17 protein-coding genes are annotated in these 17,199 nt (G+C 40.6%); 5 read left to right on the top strand and 12 right to left on the bottom strand.

Translation table 11 applies throughout. The annotated features are described in order from the left end of the window. Positions 1-58 precede the first annotated feature (58 nt). Positions 59-1,675: a methyl-accepting chemotaxis protein gene (locus IEW93_RS10260; protein WP_188739237.1), complete on the bottom strand. Its 1,617-nt coding sequence runs from the start codon at positions 1,673-1,675 to the stop codon at positions 59-61. Between the two features lie 409 nt (positions 1,676-2,084). Continuing rightward, positions 2,085-3,839 carry a gamma-glutamyltransferase gene (gene ggt, locus IEW93_RS10255; protein WP_188739236.1) on the bottom strand — a complete coding sequence of 585 codons (1,755 nt, stop codon included), beginning with the start codon at positions 3,837-3,839 and terminating at the stop codon, positions 2,085-2,087. A 102-nt stretch (positions 3,840-3,941) separates the two neighbouring features. Between ggt and IEW93_RS10250 the strand changes: the two genes are divergently transcribed. Further along, positions 3,942-5,117, top strand: coding sequence for a GNAT family N-acetyltransferase (locus IEW93_RS10250; protein ID WP_188739235.1), 1,176 nt, complete (start codon positions 3,942-3,944; stop codon positions 5,115-5,117). Between the two features lie 18 nt (positions 5,118-5,135). On the opposite strand, the gene IEW93_RS10245 is transcribed toward IEW93_RS10250, so the two are convergent. From IEW93_RS10245 to IEW93_RS10235, 3 genes are all read right to left on the bottom strand, one after another. Next, positions 5,136-5,753 (bottom strand): LysE family translocator, encoded by a 618-nt coding sequence (locus IEW93_RS10245; protein ID WP_188739234.1) that lies wholly within the window; start codon positions 5,751-5,753, stop codon positions 5,136-5,138. 101 nt (positions 5,754-5,854) lie between these two features. Then, complete coding sequence (gene hppD, locus IEW93_RS10240) at positions 5,855-6,895, bottom strand: 4-hydroxyphenylpyruvate dioxygenase (RefSeq protein WP_188739233.1); 1,041 nt, start codon at positions 6,893-6,895, stop codon at positions 5,855-5,857. Positions 6,896-6,964: 69 nt separating this feature from the next. Further along, positions 6,965-8,125 (bottom strand): homogentisate 1,2-dioxygenase, encoded by a 1,161-nt coding sequence (locus tag IEW93_RS10235; protein WP_188739232.1) that lies wholly within the window; start codon positions 8,123-8,125, stop codon positions 6,965-6,967. Between the two features lie 218 nt (positions 8,126-8,343). Between IEW93_RS10235 and IEW93_RS10230 the strand changes: the two genes are divergently transcribed. Together IEW93_RS10230 and IEW93_RS10225 are read left to right on the top strand one after the other, a co-directional pair. Then, a complete protein-coding gene (locus IEW93_RS10230) occupies positions 8,344-9,270 on the top strand; it encodes a LysR family transcriptional regulator (RefSeq protein WP_188739231.1) in 927 nt (308 codons plus the stop codon). A gap of 138 nt (positions 9,271-9,408) precedes the next feature. After that, entirely contained in the window at positions 9,409-10,197 is a 789-nt protein-coding gene (locus IEW93_RS10225) for a TIGR00266 family protein (RefSeq protein WP_188739230.1), read from the top strand. Positions 10,198-10,261: 64 nt separating this feature from the next. On the opposite strand, the gene IEW93_RS10220 is transcribed toward IEW93_RS10225, so the two are convergent. Beyond that, positions 10,262-10,723 (bottom strand): EVE domain-containing protein, encoded by a 462-nt coding sequence (locus IEW93_RS10220; protein WP_188739229.1) that lies wholly within the window; start codon positions 10,721-10,723, stop codon positions 10,262-10,264. 93 nt (positions 10,724-10,816) lie between these two features. Then, positions 10,817-11,227 (bottom strand): YccF domain-containing protein, encoded by a 411-nt coding sequence (locus IEW93_RS10215; protein WP_188739228.1) that lies wholly within the window; start codon positions 11,225-11,227, stop codon positions 10,817-10,819. Between the two features lie 221 nt (positions 11,228-11,448). Here IEW93_RS10215 and IEW93_RS10210 point away from each other — a divergent pair, with 221 nt between their 5' ends. Then, positions 11,449-12,402, top strand: coding sequence for a 1-aminocyclopropane-1-carboxylate deaminase/D-cysteine desulfhydrase (locus tag IEW93_RS10210; RefSeq protein WP_188739227.1), 954 nt, complete (start codon positions 11,449-11,451; stop codon positions 12,400-12,402). A gap of 178 nt (positions 12,403-12,580) precedes the next feature. Here IEW93_RS10210 and IEW93_RS10205 read toward each other — a convergent pair whose 3' ends face one another. The 5 genes from IEW93_RS10205 to IEW93_RS10185 all read right to left on the bottom strand — a co-directional run bounded on the left by IEW93_RS10205 (position 12,581) and on the right by IEW93_RS10185 (position 16,047). Next, positions 12,581-12,754, bottom strand: coding sequence for a hypothetical protein (locus IEW93_RS10205; protein WP_188739226.1), 174 nt, complete (start codon positions 12,752-12,754; stop codon positions 12,581-12,583). 600 nt (positions 12,755-13,354) lie between these two features. Continuing rightward, positions 13,355-14,047, bottom strand: a complete 693-nt coding sequence (locus IEW93_RS10200) for a ChrR family anti-sigma-E factor (protein WP_188739225.1) — start codon at positions 14,045-14,047, stop codon at positions 13,355-13,357. Continuing rightward, positions 14,040-14,702 (bottom strand): sigma-70 family RNA polymerase sigma factor, encoded by a 663-nt coding sequence (locus IEW93_RS10195; protein ID WP_188739278.1) that lies wholly within the window; start codon positions 14,700-14,702, stop codon positions 14,040-14,042. The genes IEW93_RS10200 and IEW93_RS10195 overlap by 8 nt, the downstream gene beginning before the upstream one ends. 144 nt (positions 14,703-14,846) lie before the next feature. Beyond that, the gene (locus IEW93_RS10190; RefSeq protein ID WP_188739224.1) at positions 14,847-15,437 is read right to left on the bottom strand and encodes an LON peptidase substrate-binding domain-containing protein; all 591 of its coding nucleotides are present in this window, start codon (positions 15,435-15,437) and stop codon (positions 14,847-14,849) included. Between the two features lie 58 nt (positions 15,438-15,495). Beyond that, positions 15,496-16,047 carry a lipocalin family protein gene (locus IEW93_RS10185; protein WP_188739223.1) on the bottom strand — a complete coding sequence of 184 codons (552 nt, stop codon included), beginning with the start codon at positions 16,045-16,047 and terminating at the stop codon, positions 15,496-15,498. 186 nt (positions 16,048-16,233) lie between these two features. On the opposite strand from IEW93_RS10185, the gene IEW93_RS10180 reads away from it, so the two are divergent. Beyond that, positions 16,234-17,178 (top strand): chemotaxis protein CheV, encoded by a 945-nt coding sequence (locus tag IEW93_RS10180; protein ID WP_188739222.1) that lies wholly within the window; start codon positions 16,234-16,236, stop codon positions 17,176-17,178. The last annotated feature ends 21 nt before the right edge of the window (positions 17,179-17,199 follow it).

Genomic DNA, 17,199 nt, shown 5'->3' with positions numbered 1-17,199 from the left:
GACTCATCATTCGCCCAATGGGCTAATTTTTATAGTGAATATGGTTAATGCAATTAACTCAAACCTTAAATTGATTTGTAATCGATTGCAGTTTTTCACTGATATTTTGGATATCAACGCTTATGCCGCCCATATCCGCTGTTGTCGCCCTGACTTTTTGCGCGCCATTTTCCATTTCGGCAACATATTGTTGGATTAATACAGATGTATTGTGTTGCTCCTCTGTTGCAGCAGCAATTTGATCATTGACCTCAGATATTGCGCTGACTTTATTGGTAATACTGGTTAATGCATCTCCCGCTGTAGCGGTAGATTGAACACCTTTATCTGCTGTTTCTATTCCACGCTGCATTGCATCAACTGCTTGTTTTGAGGTTGTTGTTAGCTCTTTAAGTACGATTTGGATTTCTTGTGTTGATGTTTGTGTGCGTGAAGCAAGTGTCCTGACTTCATCCGCTACTACCGCAAATCCTCGGCCATGTTCACCGGCTCTTGCGGCCTCAATGGCAGCATTTAAAGCCAACAGATTGGTTTGTTCAGCAATACTGCGGATGGTGTCAAGGATGCCATTAACTTTATGAGTAAAGGCGTCTAATTGATTAACAACAACGGCAGTGGTTTGCACTTCTTCTGCTAATGTTTTGATGGTGTTAACGGCATCGTTAACAATCACAAACCCTTTTTTAGCTTCGGTGTTGGCATTTTCAGCCTCTAAAGCTGCGCTTGAGGCGTATTCTGCAATGTGGGTAACGCTCACAAACATTTCTTTCATTGCATGAGATATCTGCTCAATCGCTGCATTTTGCTGCTCTACGTTCAATTCACTTTGTTGGCTACCATTTAATAAACTGGTTGCGACTTGGTTTAAGTGGTCTGTCGTGTGTTTTGTATCAGCAATAGACGATTGCAGTTTAGTGATGAACTGATTAAACCAATGCACTAATTCTGCTATTTCATCTTTACCTTTGTATTGAATACGTGAGCGTAAGTCGCCTTCACCTTCGGAAATGTTTCGTAAAGATTGGGTGACGTTATCAATTGTGCTGATAATTGACCTGTTAACTAACAAGCCCACTATAATCATGACTGCGGTAGCGACTAACCCAACAATTAGCACACTGTTTTCAGCTTGCGCTGTGCTGGCTATCGTGGTTTGGATTTGGTCTTGAAATTGCTTTGAGTATTCTTGTTTTTTATTGGCAAACTGTTTAACCAATTGCTGATAACGCTCAGCATTTGCAGCTGCTTGTGTTTGAATTTTAGTAAAATCAACATCGTCTTTAATAAATTCAGCGGCTAAATTTCTGGCGTTTTCATGGTAAAGGGTGATTTCTTTTTTTTGCTGTTGAACATGGCTCGTCTCTGAGGGCAGAAGTACTGCTAGCTCAGTCAAATTATCGATAATCTGGCTCACCATATTAGCAGCAACATCTAGGCTATCTTCTTCACCAGTGGTAATCGCCGACTGTATCGTTTGATCCAGTTGCAATAGTAAGCCTTGATTGACTGTCGCTAAATTAAGCGCAGGATAGAGTTGGTTTTGAAGTCCATTTAAGCGTTGCGCGTTGTCTTCACCGGTTTGGTTGTTGATGATTAATGAAATCACAAACGAGACGATCGCAACAAAGGTAAGCAGAGCAATTCTATGCCTGATTTTTAAGTTAGTTAGTTGCATAGTACCTTTTCATATCAAGTTGAGAACACAATGATAATATCATTTAAAAAAATGATGTAATCACTAATAAAAACTTACATTTAGAACATCTTTATATAAGTATGATCAGTTATTACAACAATGCAATTGCCGGTTGTTTAAATTTAAATGAGGATAGCTTGAATAAGACATTAGATTTTTCTAATGCTATGAATGTATTCAATTTAATGAGGTTGTATGCGAAAGGGCTGTTTACATTTTTTTTATGGTTGTTTAATTGGTATTTGGCGAGTCAATAAAAATCAAGAAAAATAAATTTGCATCAGAAAAATATCACTCGTTCAATTATAATATTTCAATCTTAATAATGGCGACTTTGCTAATTGTAAAGTCGCCATAGAAGTGAACTAGCTAACAATATCGAACAGGATTAATGACCGATGGCCGCTGAGCCTGCACGGCGTGGATCTGATGCCCCAAAAATACCTTGTTCAGTCACCATGATTGATTGCGTACTGCCAATAGACTCCTGAGTCTTAACTTGGTGGCCTTTTGCTTCTAGCAGTGAAATGGTATCGCGGTTTAACGTATGCTCTGCCCAAATAAAATCTGGTTGCCATTGATGATGGATTCGCGCAGCAGCGGTGGCTTCAGCGATATTCAATTTATGATCTATCACATTCATGATGATCTGTAAGGTGATGTTGATAATACGTGAACCACCAGGGCTACCTGTCACGATAAACGGTTTTCCGTCTTTCATTACAATGGTTGGGCTCATGGAGCTCAGAGGTCGCTTATTGCCCTGAACAGCATTGGCGTCACCACCAATTAAGCCATAGCCATTTGGTGTGCCAGGTTTTACTGAAAAATCATCCATTTCATTATTTAATAAAATTCCCGTTCCTTCAGCAACTAGGCCTGAGCCATAGCTAAAGTTAAGCGTATAAGTGTTAGCAACCGCATTACCCCATTGGTCTATAACTGAGTAATGTGTTGTTTGATCGCTTTCATATCCTGCAAGTTTACCTGGCTTAATTTCGCTGCTAGGGGTTGTTTTATTAATGGCGATTTTATTTGCAATACTGGTTGCATAGTCACGGCTAATGAGTTGTTTAACGGGCACCTTAACAAAATCAGGGTCGCCTAAAAATTCACTGCGATCTGCGTAGGCATACTTCATTGTTTCTGCCATTAGGTGCAGTGTATTGGCGGTATTGTGACCTAATTGATCAATTGGGAATTTTTCGAGCACATTTAGCATCTCAATAATGTGAATTCCGCCCGATGATGGAGGTGGCATTGAGACGATTTCGTACCCGCGATACTGGCCGCGAACCGGTTCACGTTCAACCACTTTATAATTAGCTAAATCTTGTAAACTCATTACGCCGCCAGCGTCTTTTACTGCAGCAACAATTTTTTCAGCGGTTTCACCATAATAAAAACCTTTACTGCCCTTGTCGGCAATGAGTGACAGAGAATGTGCCAGCTCAGGTTGTTTAAGGAGATCATTTACTTGAAAATCACTTCCATCAGGACGATAAAATATTTTTGCAGAGCTTGGCCATTGGGCAATACGTGATTTGAGTCCACTCAGTGAGTTTGATAAATCAGAGGTAACAAGAATGCCTTCTTTAGCTAATTTAATTGCTGGGGCAATGACTTGTTTTAAGTCCATTGTGCCGTATTTTTCAAGTGCTAGTTCAAACCCTAAAACGGTACCAGGCACGCCAACGGCCAAACCATGCTCACGACTAAGTTTGTCGACAGCATTGCCTTGTTCGTCTAAAAAGATATCTTTATGCGCTTTGCTTGGTGCTGTTTCACGGTAATCTATCGCGATGGTTTTATTTTGTTCGGCTAAGTGCACTAACATAAAACCGCCACCACCGATGTTACCCGCACGAGGCAGTGTTACAGCAAGTGCATAACCTACCGCAACCGCAGCATCAACAGCGTTACCGCCTTGCTTTAAAATATCAACACCAATTTGGCTGGCGATAGCTTCTTGGCTTGAGACCATGCCATGTTTGGCATAAATGGGTTGAGCTGTCGCCATTTCGCTGAAAATAGAGATATCATTGGCGTATACACCAGTGCTTAATGCCGGGTAGCAGAATACAACTGACAATGCAGTGCTAAGTAAAAGAGGTTTCAGTTTAGGGAGTCGGCTCACGATCATTCCTTGGTATTGATTTGATTATGTTGTAGAACATGCCACATGATAGTGACAAATGGTACGAGATTTTAACGAGAACGATTTAGCATAAACAGGTAGGATTCGGTGGAACAAAGTAAAACGTTAGTGTATCAATTCAAATTTGTTAATACTATTAGTGACATAAAAATATCTGACTGGAATACATATTTTGGCCATTTGAATCCCTTTACCCGTCATGAATATTTATCCGCTTTAGAATTAAGCCAATGTGTAAGCCATAACACCGGCTGGCAACCGCATCATCTTGTGGTCACTCAAGGTGATACGATTGTAGCGTTAATGCCGTTGTATATTAAAACTCATTCCTGGGGCGAATACGTGTTTGATTGGGCGTGGGCTGAAGCCTATGAGCGTAATCAATTAGACTATTATCCTAAACTGGTGAGCAGTATTCCCTTTACGCCAACAACGGGTGCCCGTATTGGTTTTTTGCCTACGTTAAGCGACATCGACAAGCAGCACGTCATTTCAGAAGTCATCACAGTCATAAAGCATCAATTAAGCGAGCGGCAATGGTCTTCGTGGCATGGTTTATTTAGCCATAAAGCAGAACATACCTTGTGGGCAAATACCGGCATTATTGAGCGTCATGGTTGCCAGTTTCATTGGCGTAATAATGACTATGTGGACTTTAATGATTTTTTAAGCAGCATGAGTTCTAGAAAGCGTAAAAATATCAGCAAAGAGCGGGCACAAATACACAAGGCGCAACTGCGTTTTACCTTTATAAATGGCGATAATGCTACCGATGAGCAATGGCAAGGTTTTGTTCGCTGTTATCAACGCACTTATCTTAAGCGTTCTGGCCATCAAGGGTATTTATCTGCGGAATTTTTCAGGTTAATTGCCCAAACAATGGGAGAGTCAATCAGATTATTAATGATACACAATGCACAAGATGAATTGGTGGCATCAGCGCTTTATTTTGTTTCAAACACCCATTTGTATGGTCGTTACTGGGGAGCATTGAGCGATTACGACGGTTTGCATTTTGAAGCTTGTTATTATCAAGGTATCGAATATGCAATTGCTAATCAGCTAAATGTGTTTGATGCTGGCGCGCAAGGTGAGCATAAAGTGGCAAGAGGTTTTTATCCGGTACAGACGTATTCAAGCCATGTGATTGAACACCCAGCATTTAGTGATGCCATTGCTCATTTTTGTGAGCAAGAGCAAGCACACATTAAATTGTACATGGAGCAGATGACGCAACAATTACCTTATAAAACCAGTAATTAATCTCGTTTTTTAAAGGGGCTAATCCAGCGCGAGCCAGACTCCTACGAGCATCATTAAGCTGCCGGCGATGCGGTTCATCCAGCGGATATTATCGCCGCGGCTTAAAAACAAACGTAAGCTTTTTCCGCCGCTAGCATACGCTAACATCGACACACTTTCGGTTATCATAATAATACCCAGCAACACTCCAAGTTGTGGACCAACTGGACTGTCGACATTGATAAACGGAGGCAGTAACGAAATCATAAATGCCCATCCTTTGGGATTGGCAATGGCAGTAATAAACCCCTGGCTAATTAAGCTTGTTCTGCGGGTGTTCACTTGTGCACTGTCGATAACCGCCATTTTACCTTTGGCGCGCCACATATTAATGCCGATATAGATTAAATATCCGCCACCCACCCATTTGAGTAAATCAAATACCTGTGGGTAATTAAGCATAATGCTGGCTACGCCCAGTACGGCTGCAATGGCCACTAATGCCACTCCGACCAGCTCGCCTAGCATCATCCATAAGGTTTTACGTACGCCAACACTCATGCCCAGTGTCATGGCTAAGGTCATGCACATACCAGGGGTGATGGAGACAAAAAAGAAGGTCGGAATAAACACGGCAAGTACGGCGTAATCAGGCATTGGCGTCAATTATCAATAACAGAATGTGGCCAAGTGTAATGGCCTAAAATGATAAAAACCAGCAATTTGCTGGTTTTTATGTATCAAATTATACCTATTGGTTATAACACACCGCGTTTGATTTGGTCGCGTTCAATAGATTCAAATAACGCTTTAAAATTACCTTCACCAAAGCCTAAGTTATTTTTACGTTGAATGATTTCAATAAAAATAGGGCCAAATAAGTTTTTAGTGAAAATTTGCAGTAAATAACCCTCGTCATCACCATCAACTAAGATTTGATGATGCTTAATACGTTCACGGTCTTCAGTGACCTGCGGTAATTTATCAAAAATGGTGTCGTAATATTCCGGAATAATATCCAATGTTTGGATTGATGTGCCTTCCATTGCATCTAAAGACGCCACAATATCGCGGCTTCTAAAGGCTAAATGCTGTACACCTGGGCCGTTATATTCACCTAAGTATTCATCGATTTGGTTGTTATTATTGCCTTTACCCTCGTTGATGGGGATACAGAAACTGCCATCGGGTGAACGTAAGGCATAAGAGACTAATGCCGTTTGTGCGCCGCTAATGTCAAAATAACGCACTTCGGTAAAGCCAAAGATATCTTTATAAAAGTTTGCCCATTTTTCCATGGTGCCTTTGTAGACGTTATTGGTTAAGTGGTCGACTTCCATAAAGCCTTTTTCTGGCGTGACAATTGGTTGGTCTAAATCGACAAAATCGCTTTGATAAATGTTGTTTTGCTCACCAAAGGTATCAATAAAGTAAATTAAGCTGTCGCCAATACCGTAAATGGCAGGATAAGGCATGTCTTTATTGGCGTCATCTGCCGGTTTTGCACCACGATTAACAGCCTCGCTGAAGGCAAAGTCAGCATCTTCAACACGCCAGCCCATAGAGCAAATTGCTGGACCGTGTGATTTAGCAAACTCAGCCGAAAAACCACTACGGCCTTTATTGAGTAAAAAGTTAATGTCGTTTTGTTTGTAGTAGACGATGTCGTTGTTTTTGGCTTTTTTTAACATCGAAAAACCAAAATCAATAAAGACTTGGTGCATAAATTGAGTATCCGGGCTGGCAAATTCAGTAAATTCGATACCTAAAAGCCCCAGTGGATTAAGTTCGCTAGCCATTTTGTTTTCCTTTATTTTTCTGTCAACACGCCATCACTCTTGGGTGACTTGGGTTAGTTAAATTACATCTTAGTTTTCTAACCAAGAACGGTTGTAGTCAGCACTCATGCAACGTTTAACATGGGTGGTTAAATTGAGTGGGGCGAATGTATCGACCATCACTGCGTATTCGTAGGTTTCTGTTTTGCCAATGGATGCTTCTGTGCGCCCAGGTTGTGGGCCGTGAGGCACCCCTTTTTGATGCAGCGTCATGTAACCGGCTTCAATACCGGTGCGGCTCATAAAGTCACCGTCGACGTAGTAAAGCACTTCGTCGCTGTCGATATTGTTGTGGTAATAAGGTGCAGGGATAGACTTAGGGTGAAAGTCGTAAGGGCGTGGTACAAAATTGCAAACCACAAAGTTGTGAGCACTAAACACAAGATGCTCAGATGGCGGCAAGTGGATCTGGCCCACTTTAGGGGCATATTCTGTAATATTAAATGCCCATGGGTACACACAGCCGTCCCAACCCACGAGGTCAAAAGGATGCCACTGCAATAGCATTTGTTGGTATCGCTCGCCAAATTTACACACCAAAGCAAACTCGCCTTTTTCAACCACAGCATCGGTTAACGTTGGTGTGCGAATATCGCGTTCACAATAAGGAGCGGATTCGAGCATTTGGCCATATTCATTTCTAAAGTGTTTTGGCACTTCAACCATTGACGATGACTCAATGACAAACAAGCGCACGTTTTGATAATCGTTAAAGGTTAATTGGTAAGTGGTACCGCGTGGAATGACCAAATAATCCCATTTCTTGGTATTAATCACGCCATATTCACTTAATAACTGACCTTCGCCCTCATGGATAAAGACCACCTCATCTGCATATGCGTTGCGATAAAACTCATTCGTTGGCTCAGTGACCTTAGCGGTATACATAGCGACATCGTTATTAAAAAAGATTTTATTACGCGCGCTGAAAAAATTGCCTTGGCAATCGGCCTGGCGTGAGTCAAGTTTGTAGTTTTGAATTAATGAGTCTTGCCATTGCTCGCCGTGACTTAACGCATAGGGTTTAACATCAATCGCTTTGGTTGGCATATTGTGATGATATTTATTGGAATAAATATTTGAAAACCCGTGAGTGGAGAACAACTCTTCACGGTAAAGTTCACCATTTTCTTTTTCGAAAGCGATGTGACGTTTTGGCGGCACTTGACCTTGTTTAACATAGAATGGCATTTGATTGTCCTCTGGCAAATCGACTGCATGTGATGCGGCTGAGTGTTAATTATTGTTATGGCCTAATCGCACTGGGCAAACCAATATGTGATCTTATTAACAATTTAGTGGTAAAGATCAACAAAAAAAAGAATAATAAAAAGCTTAACTCAATCAAATTTTTAGATTGTCTTGCTGGCTTTACATAGGTGTATTGATAACAAGACACGGGAGTGGGTATGCGGATTGATATCGATGCGTTTAATGTTTTGCAAGTTCTTGTTGAAGAAGGGAGTTTTGCTAAGGCATCCGAGCGTTTACATAAAGCGCAATCAGCGGTGAGCTACCAAATTAAGAAGCTAGAACAACATTTAGGGGTGACATTATTTAATCGAGATCACTACCGAGCAGAGTTAACGCCAGAGGGTAAAGTCATTTTGGCAGAGGGTCAGCGACTGCTTCAACATTTAGCCAATATTGAGCATCTTGCAAGTCGTTATAGTCAGGGCTGGGAGCCTAAGCTTGAATTAATCATTGACGGGGCATTGCCGATGGAGCCCATTATGAGCGCATTAAAGCTGATGTCAGAGCACAATATCCCCACCAAAATTCAATTAAATATGGAGTTTTTAGGTGGTGTGCAACATAGGTTTGAGCGAGAACAAGCAGATTTGATGTTGGTTAAAGATTATCGTACTGGGCCGTCGTATCATCCTAAACCCTTACCCACCATTACCAGTGTGCTGGTTGCGGCAAGATTGCATCCATTAAGCCAAAGGCGAGACATAAGCCTGCCTGAGCTGCAACAGCATGTAGAGCTCACCATTGAAGACTCATCGCCGGGTAAACGTGCGCGTGATGAAATGCAATTTGGCGGTGATAAAGTGTTTTATCTGTCAGGCTTTATTATGAAAAAAAATGCATTATTAAAAGGCCTGGGCTTTGGATGGATGCCGGATTTTTTAATCACAGAAGAGTTAGCCAATGGTGAGTTAACGGCAATTGATTTTGTGGGCGGCAACCGTTTTAGCTTTACCCCGCAATTAGTGTCAACCTCAGAGCGTCCTTTAGGCCGAGCTGGGCAATTATTTACTGAACTTATTTTGCAAGAATTTGCCTTATTTCAACAGCAACAAACAGGATTAAGTGGTGCAGGATTAGGTTAGTTAGGTGCATGTAATCCTCTTTGACATATTCTGTCATAAAGTTTCCATAGGAATAAAAGTAACATCTTGTTAACCTAAAGCAATAATAGCATCTGTGCTAACGCTGAATCTGCCACACTCATTTTTAAGGAGCAAAAAATGACCAGAAAATGTCACGAAGTTGATTACGAAATTATCGGTTCAAGTATGCAATTAGTTGAAATTGAACTAGACCCGCATGAGGCAGTGGTCGCCGAAGCTGGGGCCATGACATACCTTGAAGAAGATATTTCATTTGAAGCCAAAATGGGTGATGGCTCAGAACCAGAGTCAGGCTTTTTTGGTAAATTGTTGGGTGCAGGAAAGCGAGCCATTACAGGTGAGGGGATTTTTATGACTCACTTTACCAACGAGGGCGGTCGTAAACGTAAAGTGGCTTTTTCAGCCCCATTTCCAGGCACTGTCTTAGCTATCGATCTTGCCAAGCATAATGGCGAACTAATTTGCCAAAAAGACAGTTTTTTAGCCGCGGCAATGGGTACCCAAGTGTCGATGAAGTTTAATAAACGCCTTGGTGTGGGGTTCTTTGGTGGTGAAGGCTTTATTTTACAGAGCCTTAAAGGCGATGGCATGGCGTTTGTGCATGCTGGTGGCACCTTGATTAAAAAAGAATTACGCGGTGAAACTTTACGTGTTGATACCGGTTGTTTAGTGGGTTTTACCCCAGGCATTGATTATGATATTCAGCGTGCAGGCTCATTAAAATCGATGGTGTTTGGCGGTGAGGGGTTATTTCTTGCAACGTTACAAGGTCACGGCACTGTGTGGCTGCAAAGTTTACCGTTTTCTCGCATGGCTGATCGTATTATTGCCCATGCACCGTCAAGTGGTGGTAAAGATCAAGGTGAAGGTTCTGTGTTAGGTGGCATTGGGCGAATGATTAATTAACGTTTCTTTTTTCTGCTCAATTAAAAGGGGGGCTAAATTCAGTCACCCTTTTTTTATACTTAAATCATTGCCCTAGCATAACAATATGAGCAAATTCATCAGCGCTGACAGGTTGAACGCTTAACCGTGCACCTTTGGTCACTAATACCATGTCTTGTAAAGCCGGGTCACTTTTGAGTTGTTGTAAACTGACTATCTGATTCAGTTTTGCAGTAAATTGAATATCCACTTGCCACCACCGCGGTTTGTCTGGCTCTGACTTAGGGTCAAAGTAGCGAGATTGTGGATCAAAAGCACTTTCATCAAGTGTAGGCTGGCTAACAACTGTGGCAATACCGACAACCCCTGGTACTTTGCAACTAGAATGGTAAAACAACACTTGATCGCCATGTGTGATGTCATCGCGGATAAAGTTCCTTGCTTGGTAATTTCGAATACCTTGCCAAGCCATTGTATGATTTGGGCTATCACGTAAATCATCAATACTGATGTCATCGGGTTCGGACTTCATTAACCAATATTTCATACTTTACTCTTTTATATTCATTTTTTGGCATATTATCATCCGCACACTAAAAAGCCGACTACGAGATGTAATCGGCTTTCACTAAGAGGTTGTTTATACGGGCTTGGTAACGATAGTTTGACCAATTGGCGTTAAGCTTAATAGCGCTAACTTAATGTGTTGTATTGCAAACGGGATACCAATGATAGTGATAAAACAGGCCAGGGCATGGGCTAAATGACCAATCGCCAACCAAATACCAAAGAATAAAAACCAAATAACGTTACCAATTAAGCCAAAGCTACCGGTGCCAAGATCTTCATGGCCGGTTAAATGCTTGCGGTTAACGCTTTCTTGTCCAAATGGCCAAAACGCCATTTCACCAATCACAAAACACGCACGACCAAATGGAATACCGACAATACTGATAAAGCATAAGAGTCCGGCAAGCCACCAGGCTAAGCCCATCACAAAACCGCCCAAAACAAACCAAACAATATTAAACAGTAAACGTAAAAGTGACATTGTTTTTCCTTATTGAAATCTAAAAATTCAAAACGGGTACTGAACTGACTTAAGTTTAACTAAGCGATATTTATGCCAAAGTTTTAACTTATTGATTATAAATGTTTTACTGTTATTTTAATAAGGAGGGAATAACGCACGTTAGTGAAATCGTTAAATCAATCGGTGAGTTTTATCATTTATTAGTTAAAATACTCATATCAAGTATTTAGAGAGCGCCAATGTTTGCTATAAGCCCTGTACAGCCAATGCTATTTGAACAAAGACCTATCTTTGTCAAACGAGATGACTTATTACACCCTGACTTTAGCGGTAATAAAGCGCGTAAGTTTTATCATTTTTTATCGCAAGATTATGCGCATATTACCCAACTTGTCGGTTCGGGTTCTGCCCAAGCAAATTCGTTATATTCGATGTCAGTGCTGGCTAAACAACAGGGTTGGCAATTTGATTACTATGTCAGTCATATCAGCGATTTTATTCTCCAGCACCCTAATGGAAATTATGCAGCAGCTATTGCCAATGGCGCTAATATTATTGAAGTTGGCCAACTTAAGTTAGCGGATAAATATCAGCAGATGCATTTAGATGACGTCGTACAATGTATTGTTGCATCTGACTACAATAACAAAAATTCATTGTTACACATCCCTGAGGGAGGACGTTGCGAGTATGCTGAAACGGGTGTTGCCATATTAGCAACAGAGATTATTGATTGGGCAAGATTACGTAATACCAAAGCATTAAAAGTATTTTTACCTTCAGGCACAGGTACAACGGCAGCGTATTTAAATAAGCAGTTGCTACAACAACAGACAAACAACAATATTAATATCGAGGTATTAACTTGCAGTACAGTTGGCGGGGATGATTATTTACGCCAACAATTTTCTCAATTAGTTGCTCAAGAGTATTTTCCAACCATAGTGAATGACGGACACAAATACCATTTTGGCAAATTAACTCAGCGTTGTTATGAAATGTGGCAAACGGTGTGTCAATCTGGAATTGAATTTGAGTTGTTGTACGATCCGGTTGGTTTTTTAGTGTTAAAACATTATTTACAGCAACATTCGCAGTGGGCCGGCGACATCGTGTATGTACATCAGGGTGGGGTTTTAGGTAATCAAAGCATGTTACCTAGGTATCAGCGTAAATTTGGCTATTCTGAATAAATCAGAAAACGACAGACAGTTAACAACTAAATAAAAGTTAACGTTAGAGTGAGTGAGGTGTAACAGGAGGAGGTTCATTTTGCTCTGTTTTAATAAACATCGGTAAGTGAGAGGAGAATACCGAGAAATGAGTTTATTAAATAACAGAGCAAATGATTAACGCTAGGCGTTAGGAGTATTACTTATTTGCAGTAATTAACCATTTCATGAAGTTTAGTGCTTCAGTACGCTTTGAAAAGGTTTTTTTGTTTTTACCTAGGCTGTCAGTAAAAGCAATTGAATTTTTGTTTGATGAAATTGAATTAACTGGAAAGCTAACTGAAATTTCATGTCCATTAATGTTGTATGACATATGCCACACTCCTTATTTTTGCTATTCACCCTTGGGTGAGAAAATTGTTCAATAAAATATCCTTGGCATTTTTTAGTGGTGCGAAAGATTAACTTGTCGAGATTTAACTTAACCTATTCTGAACTCACTAATCAAGTGTTGTGATATAAATAGTTGATTAAAGTCAGGTTAACTTGTGATCACAATCAATGATCTGGGTTAACTTACAACTAGAATAACGTTTCACTTAACTCAGTAAGTTGAACATAATCATGTGACAAAAGCATGACCAATACAGTTTGTTTTTAAATTTTACAAACATTGGTGCTATGTCATGAGTATGTACAGAAGCTTGTCTTGGGTTTACGAAGGAAGTTGAGCAGACTTACAGGTAGGTAACCAAAATTAACAAGATTTTTAAATCTGTGTAGATTCTATACTCACTTTTCATTTATAGCAACAACGTTTTTCTAAAAAAAGACAAATAACATGCAATTTGTACGTATTTTAATCGATAAAAACTACAGCCGTAATAAAACACGTGATAAGTAGATGTTTTTAATCGCGATACGCTGTAGCTGATAAAGACACGTATCGCGATTAAAGGTTACATCACTTGCGTTAATACAATAAGTCACCAATTGGATTAAGTAACTTGCTTATCCCTTTTGTGAAATATAACGGAGCATCAACGATGGTGTAACACAAACAGCCTTCGGTTGTTTTAGGTGAATGCTCGTGGTTTTGGTCTAGCAGCATAAAGTCGCCAGGTTTGTAAGTGTTGTAGCAATCACTAAATTCACCTGCTAATAATAGGGTTAACTCTGAACCTTTGTGAGTATGGTCTGGTATTTCACCATTGGCTGCAATGTGTAATAAGCTTGCTCGAGCTTGTGGCTCGCCAGTGTCTAGTCGTAACCTACTCACCTTACCAATACCTTGCCATCCACTTGTAATCTGCTGTTTAAAAACACGAGGTAACATGTATTGTTGCCCCTTAATGGTGACGCTATTGTCTGCGACCAAGGAGGATTGTGGTTTCGTTTTTACTTCGGTGTCTAATGAATCGAGAGTATTATTTAAAAACTGATTCAGTAGATCATCAAGTTGCCCATGTTGCTCAATAGAGGCTGGTTGAATGGTTTGATTTTGCTCAAACTGCTGCTCAGAAAGTGCAAGTGTCATCTGATCTAATTGCTGCTGACAGTGTGCACAAAACTCGGCATGGGCTGAGATGGCGATAGACATAGACAGAGGCAATTCGCCTTTTGCATGGAGAGACAGCAAATGCTGATCTGGGTGGTAATTAATCATAATGTTTCTCCATAAAGCTTTTTAATTTTTCTAGACCTAGTCTGAGCCGTGACTTAACGGTTCCTATTGGGATATTGAGTTTGTCTGCGAGTTCTTGTTGTGTGAGTTCTTGCATGTAAATACCTTGCACAACTTGACGTTGCAATGGCGGCAGTTCTTCGACATGTTGCAGTAAACTGGCCGACAGTAAAAAATCGTCGTCATTATTTTCAGCGTCATCAGACTCAAATAGTGGCCAAATGTCGTCGCCAAATGCATCTTCACGGTTGTGTTGCACTTTACGCAGCATGTCAAAACACTGGTTGCGCATGATGGTGAACACCCATGTACTCACAGCCGCTTTGTCAGCATTGTATAGATGTGCTTTGGTCCACACTCGTGACATGGTTTCTTGCACCAAATCCATTGCCAGGCCTTGTTGACTTAATCGCTGAACCCCAAAAGAATTGATTTTTGGAGCAAAATGCGAAAACAATTTTGCAAATGATGTTTTACATCGGTTGTTAGCAACGAGCATCATCAACTGCGCAAGCTCATCTGTGAGCGGATTAGGTTCGTCTGAATTCATAGCACCACTTCGTTGATTAGAAGATCTTAGTGAAAGATTTCCTTTATCATAACGAGTTTGACTACTTTGTGATTGAATATTTTCCATTTTTTCACTCATATCCAGTAAATCACGATGAAGCATAGTATTTATGCCGTTTATGCTGCCTATAAAACAACCTTGGAAGATCGTTTGACATCACGTTATTGAGTAATACGCTGGTGAGCGATAAGTGGATCAGGAAAGCCGGAATTATTTTATGATGTCGAGCAAAAATGATTTTGCTAAAAGATGATCATGGTTATTAATGCACTGATATTTTTGGCTGGCACTTAAAGGGATTATCTCTAACCAACGTTGACAAACCCAGGCGATATCATTGAAGTCGCTTTCACTGTAGTGGGCTAAATGTTGTGGGTATTGCTGTAATAATTGTTTTAACGTATTACTGAGAAATTGATCCTTATCCCGCGCTTGTGATCGTATGTGTGGTTGAGCACTGTTTTCATCAATAATATTACTTGGCCAGCCGTCGATGAGTGTGACGTCTGCTCTCTTAAGCCCGTCATCTTCTACTGTTATGTTGTTAATTTTGAATGTTTGTTTACCTTGAACACAGATCCCTAATAGACCATCCTCAAGCGTTTCAAAATCAATGATGTGTGTCAAAGTGCCAATTGGCATAATGGTTTTTTTGTCATCAGACAGCATGCAAAGTCCAAATCCTTGGCCACTTTTGAGTGATTCAGACACTAATCTTTTGTATCTTGGTTCAAAAATGCGCAGTTGCGTATACCCTTGTGGGAGTAAGCAAATGGGTAAAGGAAAAATGGGGATTATCATTACAGCCTCTGGGTAAAATAAAACAATGTATCTGGGTTAATGTACGTGTTTAGTGTAATTATCGATCACCTTGATTAACCCATATGAGCTGATCTTCACTGATTGACAGGGCATTAAGTTTACCAATGAAGCGCTGTTTTATGGTTGGATTTATGTTAGGTGTTCGAGATAAAATCCATGCGTACTTGTTATTAGGTCCAATCACTAATGAGTCTGTATATAAGCCTTGTTCATTTTGCACTACGTCGTGGATTTGATAAGCGCCGTAAAATGGCCCAAAGAAAGACACCTTGAGTAAACCTTTGTCATCACCGTCAATAAAGTACGCTTTGCCTTCTGCTGAATCCCATTGCTGCTCGTCTTGTTTAAATCCTTTATTAATCACCACCACTTTGTCACCGTCAATGCTGTATTGCGCGGTCACATTGGTCATTCCACGTTCAAATGAATGATCCAGCCGGGCAACTTCATACCAGGTACCAAGGTACTGGTTTAGTTGAAACGGTTTAACGACATCAACAGGTTCATCAATGACGGTGCAGGCTGATAGCCCAAGCGCGCAAATGCCAAGAAATGGTAAGGTGATGAGATGGCGTAATGACGTTTTCATGGTTAACTCCGTTTCTACAACAACAGTATTTAATGTCAACTATACGACGCAACGGGTTGGTTTGATCTTGAATTGGCCGGTTTAATCTTATTTTGTCGGTTGTGTCATGCTTACAAAGTCCTTTTATAGGCCAATTTTTAGTATAATAAAGCCGATTGTTATTGTTAAGTTTAGGTGGTTTGTTTCATGAATAAAGTGCTAGATACGGTAGACCAACGTACCCAATTAGTCGGTCAAAACCGTTTAGAGCTGTTGTTATTTCGCATTAGTTCAACACAATTATTCGCGATCAACGTGTTTAAAGTAAAAGAAGTGGTTAAATTACCTGCAATCAATATGTTGCCCGGTAGTAACCCTAATATTTACGGTGTGGCTAATATCCGTGGTACATCCATTCCTGTTATCAACTTACGTGAAGCAATTGGTTTTTCGAAATTGCCGATTACTGACGACAGTAATTTAATTATTACTGAGTACAATCGAAGCGTGCAGGCCTTTTTAGTCGGTAAAGTTGAACATATTATCAATATGACCTGGAGTGATATTATGCCACCGCCGAAAACCTCAGGGGCACATAATTACTTAACCGCAATCACCAAAGTGGAGCAAGAGGGGATAACGCGGTTGGTGTCTATTATTGATGTGGAAAAGGTATTGGCAGAAATTATTGATTATGATGTGAGCTTGTCAGACGGGGTGCTCGACGAGAGCCTTGTACCGAGTATGCCTGGTCGTAAAGTATTAATCGTTGATGATTCTTCAACTGCTCGCAAACAAGTTCGCGACACATTAACACCTTTAGGCATTGAGATCATCGAAGCTTCAGACGGATTACAAGCGCTGAGGTTGCTGCAATCTTGGGCTGGTGATGGCAAACAAGTGGCCGATGAGCTGTTAATGATGATTACCGATGCAGAAATGCCAGAGATGGACGGTTATAAACTGACCGCTGAAGTACGCGCCGACACGCGCATGTCTGGGTTATTTATCACCTTAAATACGTCATTAAGTGGCAGTTTTAATAAGGCCATGGTTGAAAAGGTGGGCTGTAACGAATTTATTTCTAAGTTTCAACCTGACTTGCTGGTGGGTGTTGTTCAAGAGCGTTTACGCAGCCTTCTGGCACCATAAAATACCAGTGAGATATCTGTA

The sequence above is a fragment of the Shewanella inventionis genome (genome assembly GCF_014641855.1).
GTDB classification, from domain to species: domain Bacteria; phylum Pseudomonadota; class Gammaproteobacteria; order Enterobacterales; family Shewanellaceae; genus Shewanella; species Shewanella inventionis.
The sequence above is the reverse complement of the archived record's forward strand: the minus strand, read 5'-3'. Positions and strand labels throughout refer to the sequence as shown.